The sequence below is a fragment of the Bradyrhizobium sp. UFLA05-112 genome (genome assembly GCF_053572325.1).
On sequence record NZ_JBANBK010000018.1, the window covers coordinates 48,690 to 65,438 of the forward strand.

The window sequence follows — 16,749 nt, forward strand, 5'->3', positions numbered from 1 at the left end:
CTAATAGCCGAATGCGCGCGGCAACGCGGTCGAGATCGACGGCACGAAGGCGATCACGAGCAGGCAGAGCATCAACAGCCCGAGATACCCCATGATCGGCTTCACCGTCCGCTCGATCGGCACATTGCCGATCAGGCAGGCACCGTAAAGACCGAGCCCGAGCGGCGGCGCGAACAGGCCGATGCCCATCGCGATCACCAGCACGACGCCGAAATGCAGGGGATCGATGCCGAGCTGGACCGCGACCGGCAAGAGCAGCGGCCCGAAGATGATCAGCGCGGCCGCGCCCTCCAGCACCGAGCCCATCACGATCAGGACGAGGATCGCGAGCAGCATGAACAGCCAGACGCCGGAGGTCTTGGACAGGCCCAGCATGAAATCGCCGACCGCGTGCGGGACCTGCTGCAAGGTCAGCGTGAAGGCGAGCGACTGAGCGGCAGCGACGATGAAGAGCACGAGCCCGGCGCGTGTCGCCGCCTGCACGAAACTGTGCGCGGCGGCTTTCAGCGTGAGCTCGCGGAACACGAGGCTGCCGACCAGGACGGCATACACCGCGGCGAAGGCGGAGATCTCGGTTGCGGTGGCAAAGCCGGTCTTGAAACCGGTGAAGATCATGAAGATCAGGCCGAAGGATGCGATCGCACCGCTCCAGAGGCCAGAGACGGGAATCTGCGGCTCGAGATCCTCGGCCTCAGTCGACGCCGCCGGCTTGCCGAAAATGATGGACACGGCGATCAGCACCAGCGCCATGAGGGCCGCCGGCAGCAGGCCCGCCATGAACAGGCCGCCGATCGAGAGGTTCGCGACGAAGCCGAGGATGATCAGGTTGATGCAGGGCGGAATGGTTTCGGCCATCACGGCGGAGGCCGCGAGCAGTGCCACTGCGCTGCCCGGATTCTGCCGCGAGCGGCGCGCCGCCGGGATCAGCACCGAGCCGACCGCGGCGACATCGGCCATCTTCGACCCGGAAATGCCGGAGAACAGCACCATCGAGGTGACCATCACGACGTTGAGGCCGCCGCGCATGCGGCCGACCGCGCGCTGCAACAGCTCGATCAGGCGTACCGACATGCCGTTGGCTTCCATGAGGTAGCCGACCAGGATGAAGAAGGGGATCGCGAGCAGCACGAAATTGTCGATGCCGCGCGCCATCTGCTGGGCGAAGATGACGCCGGGCAGCGCGCCCTCCACCCAGATGAAGAGCAACGCCGCCAGTGCCAGCGCAAAGCCGATCGGCAGGCCGCCGAACAGCGTGACGAAGAAGCCGATCAGCATCAGCGTGCCCGACGACGGCACCGACGCGGGCAGCAGCGCGTCCCAGGCGAGATAGAGGCCGGTGACGATGACGATCGCAAAGAGACCCTTGGCGATCTCGGAAAGCGGCCTTGCGCAAAGCTGGTCGATCGCGAACACGGTCATGAAAAGCGCGCCGACGCCCATCGGATAGAACGTCAGCTCGAGCGGCAGCCCGGATCCCGTGGTCTGGCCCGTGGTCAGCGTCCCCAGCTTGATCGCATTGTAGGCGACATAGGCCGAGATCAGCACGATCAGCAGCGCACTCGCGGCATCGACCAGCGCCCGAAGCCGCGGAGCCAGCATGTCGCGGAAAAAGGACACGCCGACATTCTCACCGCGCGCGAGCGCGCTCGCCGCGCCGAAGAAGGCCGATCCGACCATCAGACCGCGCGCGACGTCGTCGGACCATTCGACCGGCGCATTGAAGAGGAAGCGCAGCAGCACCGAGATGCAGACCACCACGAGGTCAGCGGCCAGCAGGATGGCCGCGACCCCGTCGCTCACGCGCAGCAAAAGGGCGATGCTCCCGCGGCGGCCGCCTGAGAGGGACGCGGCGGCGGTCATCGTCATCTCAGGCCTGGGTCGCGCGGATCATGTCGATGACAGGCTTGGATTCAGGCCGCGCCTTGATGAAGTTATCGGTCTGCGGCATGACGCGCTTCCTGAACGCTTCGCGGTCGCATTCGGCCACCGTCACGCCCTTCTCGGTCAGCGCCGCCAGCGCCTCCTTCTCGACCGCAAGCCCGTGCGTACGCGTGTCGGCCGCGGCCTTCTTCGCAGCATCGAGAAAGCCGTCGCGCAGCTTCGGATCCATGCGGTTGTAGGTCATGTCACTGAAGTAGATCGCGAGCGGCGAGAAGTTGTGCTGCGTCAACGCATAAAACTTTGCCGTTTCGAAGAACTTGCTGGCGAGGATGGTCGGTGGGTCGTGCTCGAGCCCGTCGAGCACGCCGGCCTGTAGCGCCGTGTAGATTTCGCCAAACGCCAGCGGCGTCGCCGCTGCGCCCATCAATCGCAGGCATTCCGTGATGACGGGATTGGGCAGTGTCCTGATCTTCAGGCCCGCGAGATCCTCGGGCGTCTTCACCGGCTTCTTCGCGAGCACGCTGCGCGAGCCGAAATTATACGCCCAGGCGATGATGCGGATGTTGGCGCCCTTGAGCAGCGCATCCTCGATCGGCTTGGCGGCGCCGGCATCGAACGCCTTGGTCTGCTGCGGGAAGCTCGCAAAGAGATAGCCGAGGTCGAAGGTGCCGACGAGCGGCACCAGATTGGCCGAGATCGACGAGCCTGACACCATCAGGTCGATGACGCCGAGCTTCACCGAATTGATGACGTCGATTTCCTGGCCCAGCTGGTTGTCAGGGAAGAAGGCGACCTCGACCTGCTCACCGAGGCCGTTGGCCTTCAGTTGCTTGACCAGATTGTCGTAATAGACACGGCCGTTGGCAAATTTGGGATCGTTGGGCAGCGACGAGGAGCATTTCAGCTTCAATGTCGCGGCTTCGGCTCGGCCGATGATGGCGGGAGAGAAGACGAGGCCGGCGGTTATCGCCGTCGAGGACTTGATGAACGCGCGACGGCTCACTGGCACAATTGTCATGGTGCTCTCTCTCCCCAAGTCTTTTTTATTCGTGCCACGGTCGTTGCCGCAGCCGTCTGTCGGACTGTAGGACCAAAGCGACAAAGCAGGCAAGGGTAGCGGACCATCGGCGGGGGTCGCGGCAATCGTGAGCACGTCGGTAGAACGACGCGCGATTGGCCTATGTTTGCAGCCGTTTCCAGCGGGCCGCGCGATGAACGGTACGGCGTTCAGCCAGGCCCATAATCGATCGATCCAATTCGGGTATGGATCGATGCAGAAGTCATATTGGTTGCGATCGGGCTCTCGCTGCCCGCGCAACGAAACGCGAAAAAGGCTGCGGGATGTCATCCCGCAGCCTTTGTCGCTCAATCAGTACTTGCAATCAGTCCTGGCAATCAGTCCTGGCAATAGGTCCTGGCGAACGGCGTCAGCGCGAATGCGCGCCGCTCAACTCGCCGAGCGCGGCGTCCTGGCGCGAGGGGCGAAGCGCATAGGCGCCGTCGCCGAGCAGCGCCTGCGCAAACAGCGCGATGGCCCAGAAGGCCGGGAATTCCCAGCCGCCCTTCGGATTGGTGAAGAAGAAGCCGGCGGCGCCGTGAACGGTGAAGATGGCGCCGAGCAGGATCGGAATGCCGGCGAGCGCGGCGTAGCGGGTCCAGACGCCGAGAATCAGGGCGATGCCGCTCAGCACCTCAACCGTCATCACGAGATAGGCGAGTTCCGGCGGAAAGCCGAGGCTGCCGAAGAACTTTGCTGTCCCGGCCGGGGTAAAGACGAAAAACTTCAAGCTGGCATGGGCGAGAAACAGCGCCCCCAGTGTCACGCGCAACACCAGCGCCGCATAGGGCGCGGTACGGGAATCGATCATAGCAGTCTCCTTTGATGGCCCGCCTTATGATCTATTCTCAATTTGGTGATAATCTGCTATTTTGGAACAATAGTTCACACCCAGAGAGTGAGATCATTGCTTGACCGCCTGACCAGCCTGGAAGTCTTCGCGAAGGTGGCGGCGGTCGGCAGCCTCACCGGCGCCGCGCGCGCGATGGGCCTGTCGCAGACCATGGTCACCAAGCACGTTGCGTCGCTTGAAGCCCGCCTCGGCATCAAGCTGTTCCATCGCACCACGCGGCGACTGTCGATCACCGAGGCCGGACGCAGCTATCTCGAATCCTCCGAGCGTATCCTGGCCGACATGGAGACTGCCGACGCCGCGGTCACCGCCGAACGGGTCGAGCCGCGCGGCCTGCTCCGCGTCAACGTGCCGGTGGTGTTCGGCACACGGCAGATCGCGCCGCTGCTCGGTGATTTTGCCGAGCGCTATCCCAAGGTCACGGCAGAGCTCGGGCTCAACGACCGGCTGGTCGATCTCGCCGAGGAAGGCTGGGACCTCGCGATCCGCATCGGGCGCCTACGCGACTCCAGCATGGTGGCGCGGCGCTTGGCACCGAACCGTCTCGTCGTGTGCGCCGCGCCGTCTTACCTCGCCAAACATGGCACGCCGCGTACCGTCGCCGACCTCGCTGCCCATAACTGCCTTGGCTACACGCTGTCGCAGCAGGCGAGCGCCGCCGAGTGGCTGTTCGGCGCGGATGGCGAGATCCGCGTCCAGGTGAGCGGCAACCTCCGCGCCAACAATGGCGATGCGCTGCGCGCCGCGAGCCTCGCCGGCCTGGGCCTGGCGCGGCAGCCGACCTTCATCGTCGCCGATGATTTGCGCGCCGGAACCCTGGTGGCGCTGCCGCTCGACCAGCCGGAGGTCCAGTCGTCGGCGGTGCATGCGGTCTATCTGCCCGATCGGCGGCCGCCGGCGAAGGTCCGCGCCTTCATCGATTTCCTGGCGGCGCGCTTTTCGCCGGAGCCGCCCTGGGATCGTGGCCTGTTCTGACGACGCCACCACGTGAGGGGCGCCCCTGGGCAAGAGAACTGCCCAATTTGCCGCACATCCCAGAGTGAGCTAGCGCACAGACTCAGTCTTGGTACGCGGCTAGACAAGCTGTCACCCTCGCGCGCATTGCCGATGGAGGTGACTTCATGCGCCGTCCCGCCCTTTGCCATTTGTTTCTTGCGTCCAGCCTTCTCGTTCTTTTCCAGCTCATCACACTGACGTACGCCTCCGCCGAAACGCGGCTCGCGCTCGTGATCGGTCAGTCCGCCTATCGCGCAGTGCCCGAACTGCCCAACGCCGCCAACGACGCCAAGGGCATGACGGAGCTGCTCGGCAGCGCCGGGTTCGACGTCACCACCGCGCCCAATCTGGCGCAGAACGAGATGCGCCAGACGATCAGCGATTTCGCCGGCAAGGTCAGCGCCAGCGGCGCCGAAACGGTCGCGCTGGTGTTCTATGCCGGCCACGGCCTGCAGATCGACGGCGAGAACTATCTGGTGCCGGTCGATCTCGATCCGAAGCGCGAGGCCGACATTCCCTTGCAGGGCGTGCGGCTGAACGACCTGCTCAACACACTGGGCGCACTGCCGACGCGCGCGCGCATCTTCATGCTCGATGCCTGTCGCAACAATCCCTTCCCGGCACTTAGCGGCGCCGGCCACGGGCTTGCGATCGTCGACACCAAGGCCGGCGCGCCAGGCACCTTCATTTCCTACTCGACCTCACCCGGCGCGGAAGCCGAGGACGGCTCCGGCGTCGACAGTCCCTACACCACGGCGACGCTGACGATCACCAAGCAGCCGAACCTGCCGATCGAGGAAGTCTTCAAGCGCATCCGCGTCGCCGTCGCCCAGTCGACGGACGGCCGGCAGATCCCGTGGGAAAGCTCGTCGCTGACGGCCGACTTCAAGTTCTTCGGCGACGGCAGCGGTCAGCCGCCTTCCGTTCCCGGTGCGGGTTCGCCGACACTGGCCAGCGCGAGCCGCACCGTCGAGGACTGGCGTCAGGAGTTGCGGGGCAAGGAGCCCAAGGTCGCCTATGATCTCGTGATCGCCGACGACACCGTCGCCGCGTACCAAGCCTATGTCGAGCTGTTCGCGCAGGCACCTGCCACTCCGCGCCTGCGCACGATCCTGGAGCGACGGCGCCAGATGCTGGCCTGGGAGCTGGCGGTCGCGATCAACACCCGCGCCTCGTACGAGACGTATCTCACGAACTGGAGCAGCAGCGACCTCGCGGCAACCGCGCGCAGGCTGCTGCTGCGCGTGCAGAACCGCAACTACGGGCCGACGGCTGCGGCCGCCGCAGTACCGGTCGCCGTCGCGATGGCGCCGACCTGCCCGTGCTCGACGCCGTCGACACCGGCGACGCCGATCAACCCGATCGTCGCGCCGATCATCAAGAAACGCGTCGACGACGCGCCGCCGAAGAGGAAGGTCGTCGACACCCCCAAGCGCAAGCCGCCGCCGGACGAGGTCGTGGTCGATCGCCGTCCGCCGCCGCCGGACCGCGGTCCACCGCCCGGCGCCATCATGGAAGGCATCGGCATCGGCGTCGGAATTGGCCTCGGCATGGGCATGGGCGGCGGCCGCGGCGGCGAGATGAACCACGGCGATTATCGCAGGTATTAGAGCTCGAGATCGAAAAGGCGCCCGCAGATGCATACAGCGTCTGCGGGCATCTTCATGGGCGCCTGACATCGCCAGATTCCTGTTAGTCTGTTCCCCGCATTGTCGCCGGGGATTCGTATCGATGCCGCATGACGCTGACGCCAAGCCATCCTGGCCGTTGTTCCGCTCGCTCTCGTCCTACCAGGTCGGCCTGCTCCCTGGAGACCTGATGGCGGGCCTGACGCTGGCGGCGATCGCCATCCCCGAGCAGATGGCAACGTCGCGGCTCGGCGGCTTCGCGCCGCAGATCGGCTTCTTCGCCTTCATGGCGGGCTCGCTCGGCTTTGCGCTGCTCGGCAGCAACCGCTTCCTGTCCTGCGGCGCCGATTCCACGATCACGCCGATCTTCGCCGGCGGCCTTGCCGCGGCCGCCGCGACCGGCTCGCCGGAATATCAATCGCTTGCGATCGCGCTCGCGCTGATGGTCGGCGCGATGCTGGTCGCGAGCGGTATCTTCCGGCTTGGCGGCATCGCCAATCTGTTGTCGGTGCCGGTGATGGTGGGCTTCCTCGCCGGCATCTCCGTCCACATCATCGTCTCGCAACTGCCGGGCGTGCTCGGCGTGGAGGCGCCAGGCGGACCGACGCTCGACCGCATCGGCACGCTGGCGCGCGAGCTCGGCCGGTCCAATCCCTACACGATCTTTATCGGCTTCGGCGTGCTCGCCGTCGTCTTCCTCGCCGAGGCGATCAGCCCCAAGATTCCCGGAGCGCTGATCGGACTCGTCGGCGCAACGCTCGCGGTGATCGGGGCCGGGCTCGAAGCCAAAGGCGTGAAGGTGGTCGGCACAGTCCCGGGCACGTTGCCGATGCCGACCTTGCCGGAGCTTGCCCCCGAGGCGTGGGTGCGCCTCGTTCCGCTGGCCTTCGTGGTCACCGTCGTCGTGATGGTCCAAACCGCAGCGACGACGCGATCGTTTCCCTCCGATCCCGACAAGCCCGCCGACGTCGACCGCGATTTCCTCGGCGCCGGCGCCGGCAGCCTTCTTGCGGGCGTGTTCGGCGCGTTTCCGGTCAATGCCAGCCCGCCGCGCACGGGCATCGTGGTCGAGACCGGCGGGCGGTCGCAACTGTCGGGGCTTGCCGCGGCGCTGATCGTGCTGGCGCTGCTCGCGTTCGGGACCGGCCTGTTGCAGCACGTGCCGGATGCAGCGCTCGGCGGCATCCTGCTGTTCGTGGCGCTGCGGATCATTCGCGTGAAGCAGATCGCGACCATCTATCGCCAGTCCTTCAGCGAGTTCCTGCTGATCCTTGCGACCGCAGCGCTGATCATCGTGCTGCCGATCCAGCAGGGTGCGTTCCTCGGCATCGTGCTCTCGCTGCTGCACGGCATCTGGAGCACGACGCGCGCCAAACTCGTCGAGTTCGATCGCGTGCCGGGCACCACGATCTGGTGGCCGACCCACCCGCATATCCCGGGCGAACGCCTTCCCGACGTCGCCGTGATCGGATTGCAGGCGCCACTGTCGTTCCTCAATGCGCCCGGTTTCCGCAACGACGTTGCGGACCTGCTGAAGACCTCGACGCCAAAACTCCTGGTGCTGGAGGCAAGCGGCATGGTCGAGATCGACTTCACCGCGGCGCAGGCTCTGCTGGAGATCTTCAGGGCGTGCAGCGAACAGGGCGTCAGCGTCGCAGTGGCGCGGCTGGAATCGGTGCGGGCGCAGAACGCGTTCGAGCGTTTTGCGCTGTTCGACATCCTGCCACGGCAGCATGTCTTCCACAGCGTCGACGAAGCCATCCACGCGCTGGCAAAGCAATGAATTCGGCACGCTAGCCCAGCGCCGGATAATCCCGGCGGATCGCTTCCCTGACCCAGGCGGTCTGCACGGCGCGGTTCAATATCTGAGCCGTCTCGACATCGTTGGCCTTCATGCAGAGCTCCACGATCCGCCGAACGGCGTCGTCGCGCATGAGATCGTCAGACATCTTCATTGCGATTCCCATCGCGGCTCTTGCGGCACGCTGATAGCGTTCGCTCTCGTGCTTCCTCTGTTTCTGCACCGATTTTTCACGATTGTCGGGGCGCGCGGCAAAGTCGCCGATCAGCTCGGCGCTCGCAGTCGCGGACTGGCAAATATTCCGGATCCGGTCGGCGGCCTCAATGTCGCCGATCGGGCCCGAAACCGGCTCGTCCCAGATGTCTCCGGGCTTTTGTCGCGCTAACCACTTCATCGCTCTACCCGTGGCCTTCAGACACCCCCCAGCATATTGAACTCGACCGCGCTCGGCGAGACGGTTTTTCCCGCCACGCCTTTGGCTTGCGACGCGCTCAGGACGTCCGACGCGGACCGATCGCCTCGAATTGCGCCTTCTGCTCGTCATTGAGCGTCGCATAGAAATCCTCAAGCGCTGATCGCACCGACTTGACGCCGTCGAGCATCACATCGAGCCGCTTGCGGATCGCAGCCATGCGCGCCGGCGGCGTCATCACGTCGCTGGGCTGGCAGGCCGCCTTGAGCGATGCGCTGACCTTGGCGCTGGTATCCTGGAGCACTTGCAACGCGCCGCGCTGGGTGTCGTCGGGGTGAAGCCTCGCTTCGATTTCTGCGCCTGGCCAATCGAGCCCAACAGGCGTACCGCAATTCTGCACGAGCGATGCATTGGCGTTGCTTGAAGCCGCTGCGCGGCGCTGGTCTTCGGCCAGCGCATTGAAGCGCGCCTTCTGCTCGTCGGTGAGCGCACCGTAGAATTTGTCGAGCGTGGGCTGGACGAGATCGACGGCCTTCGTCATCGCCTCGACGCGCTGCTGCATGGCCGCGAGCCGGCCGGGCGCCGTCGCCGCGACCTGCGTTGGACAGGATGCGCGGATCAACTCGGCGGCCTGGATCGAGGCATTGCCGAGAGCATCGAGATCGGCGCCTTGTGCGTCAGTCGGCTGCACCGCATCCGCGATCTGGTCGATCGGCAGACCGACGATCTCGCGGCGATCGCTGCCGCAGAGTTGATCGAGGCCAACGCCGCGCGGCTGCCGTCGTCCATACGAGCGTTGCGGCAGATAGGTTGCGAGGCCATCATAGCCGTATGGGCCGAAGATGCCGGCATAGATGTCGGGATAGCCGTAGCCCCAGAAGCCGAGACCATCGCCCCAAATGGTGTAGTCGTAGAGATCGTTATAGGCGAACGGCCAGAACAACGGTCCCACCCAGCCATAGAAGCCGCCGGGATGCTGCCACCATCCGCTGCTTGCGCCGTGCCAGCCGGCGAGCGCAGCCGCGGCTGCGATCTGGGCCCGCGCCGCCGGATTGCTGATCAGCCGACCGTTGCGGAAGGCACTGGAGTGGACGTTCAGCGCGTTGCGGAAGTTTGCAGGGCGCACTGCCGCATTGCGGATCTGACCAAAGCTCGAGCGGCCATGTCGGGCACCGGTTGCAAACCGCATCCCGCCGTGATGCCCGCCGAAATGCGCGTGACCGAAACCATGACCGCCGAAATGGCCGCCACCATGATGACCACCGCCATGCCCGCCGCCGCGATGTCCACCACCGTGCCCGCCGCCATGTCCGCCACCATGGCCACCGCCGCCATGTCCGCCCTTCGCCAGCGCCGCGCCCGCCAGCATGCAGGCAAGCACCATTGCGGCAATTCCAATGACCGGTCGCAACATCGCATCCTCCCGAAGGTGCCGCGCCATTGAGGCATCGGAACGTGTCGGGAATTGGAACCGGCCGACTTGCCAAAAGTTCCCGCAGGTGGAGCCCGCGGCGCTACGCCGCCGGCACGATCTTGCCCGGATTGAAGATGTTCTGCGGGTCGAGCGCCTTCTTCAGCGCCCGCATCGCATCCAGCGCCTCGGGACCGAGCTCGGCCTTGAGGTATTTCTGCTTGCCCTGGCCGATGCCGTGCTCGCCAGTGCAGGTGCCGTCCATCGCCTGCGCGCGCTCGACAAGGCGATGCATGAACTCCTCGCCGCGCGCCATCTCGTCTGCGTCGTTGGTGTCGCATACCAGCGAGCAATGGAAATTGCCGTCGCCGACATGGCCGACGATCGGCGACAACAGGTTGAGACGCTTGAGATCTTCCTCGGTCTCGCTGACGCAATCCGCAAGCCGCGAGATCGGCACGCAGACGTCGGTTGCGACCACCCCGATGCTGTCGCCGGGCCGCAGCGCCTTGACGGACCAGTAGGCGTCGTGCCGCGCCTGCCACAGTTTTGTGCGATCCTCGGGTTTGGTGGTCCAGGAGAAATCACCGCCGCCGCAATCCCTGGCGATCTCGCCGAACGCCTTGGACTGCTCGGCGACCTCGATCTCGCTGCCGTGGAATTCGACCAGTAGTAGCGGCGTCTCCGGCAGCGTCAATTTCGAATAGGCGTTGCAAGCCTTCACCTGCGCGGCGTTGAGCAGCTCGATGCGCGCCACGGGAATGCCGGTCTGGATCGCGAGGATCACCGCCTGGCAGGCGCCATGCACCGTTTCAAACGAGACCGCGCCGGCCGCGATCATCTCGGGGATGCCGCGCAGGCGGATGGTGAGCTCCGAGATGATGCCGAGCGTACCTTCGGCGCCGACGAAGAGATGCGTCAGATCGTAACCGGCCGACGACTTCTTCGCGCGCGTGCCGGTCGTGATGATTTCGCCATCGCCGCGCACGACCTTCAGCGCCAGCACGCTCTCGCGTATGGTGCCGTAGCGTACCGCATTGGTGCCTGAGGCGCGCGTCGAGGCCATGCCGCCGAGCGACGCATCCGCGCCGGGATCAATCGGAAAGAACAGGCCCTGGTCGCGCAGATGCTCGTTGAGCGCCTTGCGCGTCACGCCGGGCTCAATCACGCAATCGAGGTCCTCGGCATGCACCGCGAGCACCTTGTTCATGTCGCGCAGGTCGATGCAGATGCCGCCGGCCGGCGCATTCACCTGGCCCTCGAGCGAGGTGCCGGTGCCGAACGCGATCACGGGCACGCCGTTTCCAGCGCAGATCCGCACCACGTCCTGGATGTCTTTGGTCTCCTGCGCCATCACCACGCCATCCGGCGGCTGGTTGGCGAGCCAGGTCGTGGTGTGACCGTGCTGCTCGCGCACGGCCTGCGAGGTGATGAAGCGGTTGCCGAAGCGCGCGGCGAGCGCTTCGAGCGCACTCGCCAGGGCTTTCGGCTCGGGCCGCGGCGGATTATTGGTGATGGTCATACCCACGGACATTCCTCCCGACTCAAGCGCGATGAAATCAGGATGAATCGTCATCGCGCTTTAGCTTGTTGTTTGAGCATGATCCTTTCGGAAAACCGCTGCACACTTTTGCGGATCATGATCTAAGGACCGTGGCAAAGGACATATGACCGGTCAAGTCAAGCGACCGGACGCATGTCGGGAAGAAATTGGCAGGAAGGAAAGATGACCGAGGCAGCCGCCCACGAGCCGAACGCCGAGCCGTTCCGTTCCTCGATCATGCAGATCGAGCCGAAATGGATCGACTATAACGGCCATCTCAACATGGCCTATTACAACGTGATGTTCGACAGGGCGATCGACCAGCTCTGGCTGAAGCTCGGGATCGGGCCGACCTATATGAAGGAACGTCACGGCTCGACCTTCACCGCCGAGTGCCATGTGCGCTATCTGCGCGAGATCCATCTCGGCGATCCCGTGCAGATCTCGGTGTGGCTGCTCGAAGCCGACGACAAGCGGCTGCACACCTTCGAGGAGCTTCGTCACGCGACCGAGGGCTGGCTGTCGGCGACTTCCGAAAACATGTCACTGCACATGGACATGACCTCGCGAAAAGTGGCGCCCTTCCCGGCCGACATTCGCGAAAACATCGCCTCCGTGGTCAAGGACCACAGCGCAGTAACGCGGCCTGAGGGCATCGGGAGAAACGTCGCGATGCCCTCGAAGCGGTAGTGCCTTAGAATGCTGTAACTCCTCATCCTGAGGAGCCCGCGAAGCGGGCGTCTCGAAGGATGCAGGTCAACAGTCGGGCCTCATGGTTCGAGACGCGCTTCGCGCTCCTCACCATGAGGGGCTTGTCACGCTAGACCCTGGTGCGGCCGCGGGCCAATCCGACCACGGCCGAGACCAGGAACAGCACGACCGCAATGAAGAAGATGACCTTGGCGATTTCGATCGAAGCGCCGGCGATGCCGCCGAAGCCCAGGATACCGGCGATCAGTGCGATAACCAGAAACGTCACAACCCAGCCAAGCATGGTCAAAACCTCCGTCTCGATGTTTGTCTTCCGATCGGCACGGCCTCGCGCCACGCCTCGTTTGCAAAGACAATCTCGACCTCGAAACGAAGGTTCCGGGCTGACAGGGGCGGAAATTCGCTGAGCGGACTGGAACAAATCGGCCCTCTGCGTACGTGGAAAACCCCTCGCCGCCGCCCCATATAGGGGCTAATCCCTGTTATGAAGGCTCCCTTCCGCCACCCCGCGGTGCCATCGTGGGGCCACTGATTCGCATGACCGAGCCGAGCAAAATCACCTCTCACAGCGTTCCCGACCACCAGCCCGCGGCCGGCGGCATTGCCGCGCGCGCCCGTGCCTCGGTGGGCCCGAAATATCTGGCCGGCCTCAATCCCGAGCAGCGCGACGCGGTGGAGACGCTGGACGGCCCCGTGCTGGTGCTCGCCGGCGCCGGCACCGGCAAGACGCGCGTGCTCACCACGCGCATCGCCCATATCCTGAGCCAGGGCCGCGCGCGCCCCGGCGAGATCCTGTCGGTGACCTTCACCAACAAGGCCGCGCGCGAGATGAAGCACCGGCTCGGCCAGATGCTGGGACAGGCGGTCGAGGGCATGCCGTGGCTCGGCACCTTCCACTCGATCGGCGGCCGGATCCTGCGGACGCACGCCGAGCTCGCACAGCTCAAGTCGAATTTCACCGTGCTCGATGTCGACGATCAGGTCCGGCTGTTGAAGCAGCTCCTGCAAGCCGAGAACATCGACGACAAGCGCTGGCCCGCGCGCATGCTGGCCGGCCTGATCGACGGCTGGAAGAACCGCGGGCTTAGCCCGGCGCAGGTGCCATCGGGCGAAGCCGCGATGTTCGCCAACGGCAAGGGCGGCAAGCTCTATGCGAGCTACCAGGAGCGGCTGAAGATCTTGAACGCCGCCGATTTCGGCGATCTGCTGCTGGAGAACATCCGCATCTTCCGCGAGCACCCGGATATCCTGCGGCAGTACCAGCAGCGCTTCAAGTACATCCTGGTCGACGAATATCAGGACACCAACGTCGCGCAGTATCTGTGGCTGCGATTGTTGTCGCCGGCGCCTTCAGCAACCAGGGCCGTCATTCCGGGGCGCGTCGAAGACGCGAACCACGACATGCAAATGCACGTCGGGGAATCTCCTGATGAGTCCACGGATCGAGATTCCGGGTTCGATGCTGCGCATCGCCCCGGAACGACGGTTACTCCTGCGACTCACGTCAAAAACATCTGCTGCGTCGGCGACGACGACCAGTCGATCTATGGCTGGCGCGGCGCGGAGGTCGACAACATCCTGCGCTTCGAGCACGATTTTCCCGGCGCCAAGGTCATCCGGCTCGAACGCAATTACCGCTCGACCGGCCACATCCTCGCCGCCGCCTCGCATCTGATCGCGCACAACGAAGGCCGGCTCGGCAAGACGCTGCGCACCGAGGACGAGGACGGCGAGAAGGTCACGGTCACCGGCGCCTGGGATTCGGAAGAGGAAGCCCGCGGCATCGGCGAGGAGATCGAGCAGCTCCAGCGCCAGGGCGAGAAGCTCAACGAGATCGCGATCCTGGTCCGCGCGTCCTACCAGATGCGCGAGTTCGAAGATCGTTTCGTCACGCTCGGCCTGCCCTACCGCGTGATCGGCGGCCCGCGCTTCTATGAGCGCGCCGAAATCCGCGACGCGCTGGCCTACCTGCGCGTCATCAACTCGCCGGCGGACGATCTCGCCTTCGAGCGCATCGTCAACACGCCCAAGCGCGGGCTTGGCGATGCCACGGTGCAGATGCTGCACGATCATGCCCGCAAGCGCCGCATTCCGTTGTTCGAGGCGGCGCGCGCCGTGGTCGAGACCGACGAATTGAAGCCGAAGGCGCGTGGCTCCTTGCGCGATCTCGTCACGCAATTCGACCGCTGGCGCGCCCAGCGCGAGGTGACCACGCATACTGATCTCGCGCAGATCGTGCTCGACGAGAGCGGCTATACCGAGATGTGGCAGAAGGACCGCTCCGCGGATGCCGCGGGCCGGCTCGAAAACCTCAAGGAGCTGGTGCGCTCGATGGAAGAGTTTGAGAACCTGCAAGGGTTCCTCGAGCACATCTCGCTGGTGATGGATCGCGACGGCGGCGCTGAGGAAGATGCGGTATCGCTCATGACGCTGCATTCGGCCAAGGGGCTCGAGTTCGACAACGTGTTCCTGCCGGGCTGGGAGGAAGGCCTGTTCCCGAGCCAGCGTACCCTGGACGAACAGGGCCGCGCCGGTCTCGAGGAAGAGCGCCGGCTCGGCCATGTCGGCCTGACCCGCGCCCGGCGTCGCGCAAAGCTTTATTTCGCGACCAACCGCCGGATCCATGGCACCTGGTCGACCACGATTCCCTCGCGCTTCCTCGACGAATTGCCGGCGGCCAATGTCGAGATCACGGAATCCAAGGGCGGCTCGGCCTGGGGCGGCACCGGCGGCTACGGCGCCTCGCGCTTCGATGACATGGAAGCCTTCGGCTCCAGCTATTCGACGCCGGGCTGGCAGCGCGCCCAGGCGAATCGCAATCGTGGCCAGGGCGGCCGCAACGGCGGCGGACGCGGCGGCCTCGAGGAAGAGCCCTCGCCGTTTTCCTCCGCGCCCGATTTCGGCGGCAGTTTTTCATCGCGCCGGCGCGGCCCGATGACGATCGAGGGCGAGCTGGTGGCAAAATCGACCGGCACGACGTCGGAATTCTCGATTGGCGACCGCGTCTTCCACCAGAAATTCGGCTACGGCCGCGTCGCCAAGATCGACGGCAACAAGCTCACCATCGCCTTCGACAAGGCCGGCGAGAAGAAGGTCGTGGACAGTTTTGTGCAGCGGGCATGAGACCGCGCCCTGTTGCGGCGGCGTTACGCCGCCAGCTTTCCTTGCTCCGCGCCCCTTGACCCTGGCGAACTTCCCCGTATCAGATGCGGCCATGGCCCGGGGCTTCATCACACTCGCCGTCCTTGCATTTGGCATGCCGTCGCTTGCGGCAGCCGAGACGATGAGCTTTGGCGATGCGATCGGCATGCTGGCCAAGAGCTGCGGTGCGGAGATCGTGGCCAATTGCCGCGGCGTGAACCCTGATTCGACGCGACTGAAGGAATGCTTGTCGCGTAACCGCGACGTGCTGTCACCGCAGTGCCAGACCGCTTACCTCGCGGCCTTCGACGCGATCCAGAAGCGTGTCGCCGCGCGCGTGACCGCGGCGAACGCCTGCCAGCGCGAGATCGTCAAGGTGTGCGGCGGCTCGACCAAGGAGACCAGCAAGTCGATCCCCTGCCTGATCTCGACGCCCAAGGGCATCAGCAACAACTGCCTGAAGGCGGTGGACGACGCGGGGTATCGCTGATGCGCCCGGCTCGACTCAGCCTGCAATCGATCGGCCTCGCTCTGGCGCTCGCGGCAGGACCTGTGGGCGCACAGACGGCGCCGCCGACACGGGACGACATCGTCGCCAAGCTCAACCATTTTGAGCAGGCACCCGATCTCGACCTCGCGGCGCTGAAGCAGCAGGTGATGGAGCGGGCCAAGACGCGGATCAAGAATGATCCGGGTCCGGTGAATCGCCCGCTGATCGCGCCTGACCTTGCGAGCCTGCCGGCCTTCAATACGCCGATCCAGTTCGACGACGACACGCCGATCATCCAGCCCTCGTCCTACCAGACGGTCGGCCGCACCGCGGATGCGCTGGTTCACGCCTCGCTGCTGCCCTACACCTTCCTGATCGTCGGCCACGTCGAATCCAATTCGAAGACACGGGAAGCCAATGCGATCCTGAGCCAGCGCCGCGCGGATGCGATCCGCGATGTGCTCGTCAACACGTTCAAGATTTCTGCCAAGCGCATCCAGTCGATCGGCCTTGGCGAGGAGCAATTCCTCGACCGTGCGCGTCCGACCTCGGCAGCGAACGGGCAGTTGCAGATCCTGACGCTTGCCAAGCTCCCCGAGGAGCAGGCCAGCCAGCCAGCCGCGCCCAAACCTGCGGCACCGGCCAAGAAGCCGGCAAAAAAACGCTAATTGATCGCATCTGGCAGCGCTCGGAACCCTTTGAGCCCCTGACTGTTTTTTGCGCGTACGCCGCCTCGAATACCTGCTCTGCGCGACAAATGCGCCGGTTTGTGCGGGGGACGAGCAGATGCTATAGGCTTGTCGCTTCCTCCGACCAGCATCCTCA

The 16,749-nt window shown here is 65.1% G+C and carries 15 protein-coding genes; 8 read left to right on the forward strand and 7 right to left on the reverse strand.

Translation table 11 applies throughout. The features are described 5' to 3' along the window. From SO180_RS13245 to SO180_RS13255, 3 genes are all read right to left on the reverse strand, one after another. Complete coding sequence (locus tag SO180_RS13245; RefSeq protein ID WP_449379264.1) at nt 1-1,860, reverse strand: TRAP transporter large permease; 1,860 nt, start codon at nt 1,858-1,860, stop codon at nt 1-3. Nucleotides 1,861-1,867: 7 nt separating this feature from the next. Beyond that, nucleotides 1,868-2,899 (reverse strand): TRAP transporter substrate-binding protein, encoded by a 1,032-nt coding sequence (locus SO180_RS13250; protein ID WP_449379265.1) that lies wholly within the window; start codon nt 2,897-2,899, stop codon nt 1,868-1,870. 409 nt (nt 2,900-3,308) lie between these two features. Further along, nucleotides 3,309-3,749 carry a DoxX family protein gene (locus SO180_RS13255; RefSeq protein WP_449379266.1) on the reverse strand — a complete coding sequence of 147 codons (441 nt, stop codon included), beginning with the start codon at nt 3,747-3,749 and terminating at the stop codon, nt 3,309-3,311. A gap of 96 nt (nt 3,750-3,845) precedes the next feature. Here SO180_RS13255 and SO180_RS13260 point away from each other — a divergent pair, with 96 nt between their 5' ends. The 3 genes from SO180_RS13260 (at nt 3,846) to SO180_RS13270 (ending at nt 8,198) form a co-directional block, all read left to right on the forward strand. Then, entirely contained in the window at nt 3,846-4,766 is a 921-nt protein-coding gene (locus SO180_RS13260; RefSeq protein ID WP_449379267.1) for a LysR family transcriptional regulator, read from the forward strand. 146 nt (nt 4,767-4,912) lie between these two features. Beyond that, the gene (locus tag SO180_RS13265) at nt 4,913-6,397 is read left to right on the forward strand and encodes a caspase family protein (protein WP_449379268.1); all 1,485 of its coding nucleotides are present in this window, start codon (nt 4,913-4,915) and stop codon (nt 6,395-6,397) included. 121 nt (nt 6,398-6,518) lie between these two features. Continuing rightward, the gene (locus SO180_RS13270; protein WP_449379269.1) at nt 6,519-8,198 is read left to right on the forward strand and encodes a SulP family inorganic anion transporter; all 1,680 of its coding nucleotides are present in this window, start codon (nt 6,519-6,521) and stop codon (nt 8,196-8,198) included. Between the two features lie 10 nt (nt 8,199-8,208). On the opposite strand, the gene SO180_RS13275 is transcribed toward SO180_RS13270, so the two are convergent. Together SO180_RS13275 and SO180_RS13280 are read right to left on the reverse strand one after the other, a co-directional pair. Then, nucleotides 8,209-8,610 (reverse strand): hypothetical protein, encoded by a 402-nt coding sequence (locus tag SO180_RS13275; protein WP_449379270.1) that lies wholly within the window; start codon nt 8,608-8,610, stop codon nt 8,209-8,211. Nucleotides 8,611-8,707: 97 nt separating this feature from the next. After that, on the reverse strand, nt 8,708-9,754 hold the full coding sequence (locus SO180_RS13280) for a Spy/CpxP family protein refolding chaperone (RefSeq protein ID WP_449379271.1): 1,047 nt from the start codon (nt 9,752-9,754) through the stop codon (nt 8,708-8,710). A 36-nt stretch (nt 9,755-9,790) separates the two neighbouring features. Here SO180_RS13280 and SO180_RS13285 point away from each other — a divergent pair, with 36 nt between their 5' ends. Next, a complete protein-coding gene (locus SO180_RS13285; protein WP_449379272.1) occupies nt 9,791-10,072 on the forward strand; it encodes a hypothetical protein in 282 nt (93 codons plus the stop codon). Between the two features lie 70 nt (nt 10,073-10,142). Here the strand turns inward: SO180_RS13285 and SO180_RS13290 are convergent, their stop codons facing one another. Continuing rightward, on the reverse strand, nt 10,143-11,567 hold the full coding sequence (locus SO180_RS13290; RefSeq protein WP_449379273.1) for an FAD-binding oxidoreductase: 1,425 nt from the start codon (nt 11,565-11,567) through the stop codon (nt 10,143-10,145). Nucleotides 11,568-11,765: 198 nt separating this feature from the next. On the opposite strand from SO180_RS13290, the gene SO180_RS13295 reads away from it, so the two are divergent. Continuing rightward, nucleotides 11,766-12,272, forward strand: a complete 507-nt coding sequence (locus SO180_RS13295; protein ID WP_449379274.1) for a thioesterase family protein — start codon at nt 11,766-11,768, stop codon at nt 12,270-12,272. A gap of 130 nt (nt 12,273-12,402) precedes the next feature. On the opposite strand, the gene SO180_RS13300 is transcribed toward SO180_RS13295, so the two are convergent. Continuing rightward, complete coding sequence (locus SO180_RS13300; protein ID WP_449379275.1) at nt 12,403-12,576, reverse strand: DUF1328 domain-containing protein; 174 nt, start codon at nt 12,574-12,576, stop codon at nt 12,403-12,405. 254 nt (nt 12,577-12,830) lie between these two features. Here SO180_RS13300 and SO180_RS13305 point away from each other — a divergent pair, with 254 nt between their 5' ends. From SO180_RS13305 to SO180_RS13315, 3 genes are all read left to right on the forward strand, one after another. Next, a complete protein-coding gene (locus SO180_RS13305) occupies nt 12,831-15,416 on the forward strand; it encodes an ATP-dependent helicase (protein ID WP_449379276.1) in 2,586 nt (861 codons plus the stop codon). A gap of 91 nt (nt 15,417-15,507) precedes the next feature. After that, nucleotides 15,508-15,924, forward strand: coding sequence for a hypothetical protein (locus SO180_RS13310; RefSeq protein WP_449379277.1), 417 nt, complete (start codon nt 15,508-15,510; stop codon nt 15,922-15,924). Further along, nucleotides 15,924-16,592: an OmpA family protein gene (locus tag SO180_RS13315; RefSeq protein ID WP_449379278.1), complete on the forward strand. Its 669-nt coding sequence runs from the start codon at nt 15,924-15,926 to the stop codon at nt 16,590-16,592. Before SO180_RS13310 ends, SO180_RS13315 begins: the two co-directional genes overlap by 1 nt. Nucleotides 16,593-16,749: the final 157 nt, after the last annotated feature.

Excerpts from the sequence above, each read along its gene's own strand:
- SO180_RS13245 (WP_449379264.1), bottom strand. The coding sequence starts at position 1,860 with ATGACCGCCGCCGCGTCCCTCTCAGGCGGCCGCCGCGGGAGCATCGCC.
- SO180_RS13250 (WP_449379265.1), bottom strand. The coding sequence starts at position 2,899 with ATGACAATTGTGCCAGTGAGCCGTCGCGCGTTCATCAAGTCCTCGACG.
- SO180_RS13255 (WP_449379266.1), bottom strand. The coding sequence starts at position 3,749 with ATGATCGATTCCCGTACCGCGCCCTATGCGGCGCTGGTGTTGCGCGTG.
- SO180_RS13265 (WP_449379268.1), top strand. The coding sequence starts at position 4,913 with ATGCGCCGTCCCGCCCTTTGCCATTTGTTTCTTGCGTCCAGCCTTCTC.
- SO180_RS13270 (WP_449379269.1), top strand. The coding sequence starts at position 6,519 with ATGCCGCATGACGCTGACGCCAAGCCATCCTGGCCGTTGTTCCGCTCG.
- SO180_RS13275 (WP_449379270.1), bottom strand. The coding sequence starts at position 8,610 with ATGAAGTGGTTAGCGCGACAAAAGCCCGGAGACATCTGGGACGAGCCG.
- SO180_RS13285 (WP_449379272.1), top strand. The coding sequence starts at position 9,791 with ATGTCGGGCACCGGTTGCAAACCGCATCCCGCCGTGATGCCCGCCGAA.
- SO180_RS13295 (WP_449379274.1), top strand. The coding sequence starts at position 11,766 with ATGACCGAGGCAGCCGCCCACGAGCCGAACGCCGAGCCGTTCCGTTCC.
- SO180_RS13300 (WP_449379275.1), bottom strand. The coding sequence starts at position 12,576 with ATGCTTGGCTGGGTTGTGACGTTTCTGGTTATCGCACTGATCGCCGGT.
- SO180_RS13305 (WP_449379276.1), top strand. The coding sequence starts at position 12,831 with ATGACCGAGCCGAGCAAAATCACCTCTCACAGCGTTCCCGACCACCAG.
- SO180_RS13310 (WP_449379277.1), top strand. The coding sequence starts at position 15,508 with ATGGCCCGGGGCTTCATCACACTCGCCGTCCTTGCATTTGGCATGCCG.
- SO180_RS13315 (WP_449379278.1), top strand. The coding sequence starts at position 15,924 with ATGCGCCCGGCTCGACTCAGCCTGCAATCGATCGGCCTCGCTCTGGCG.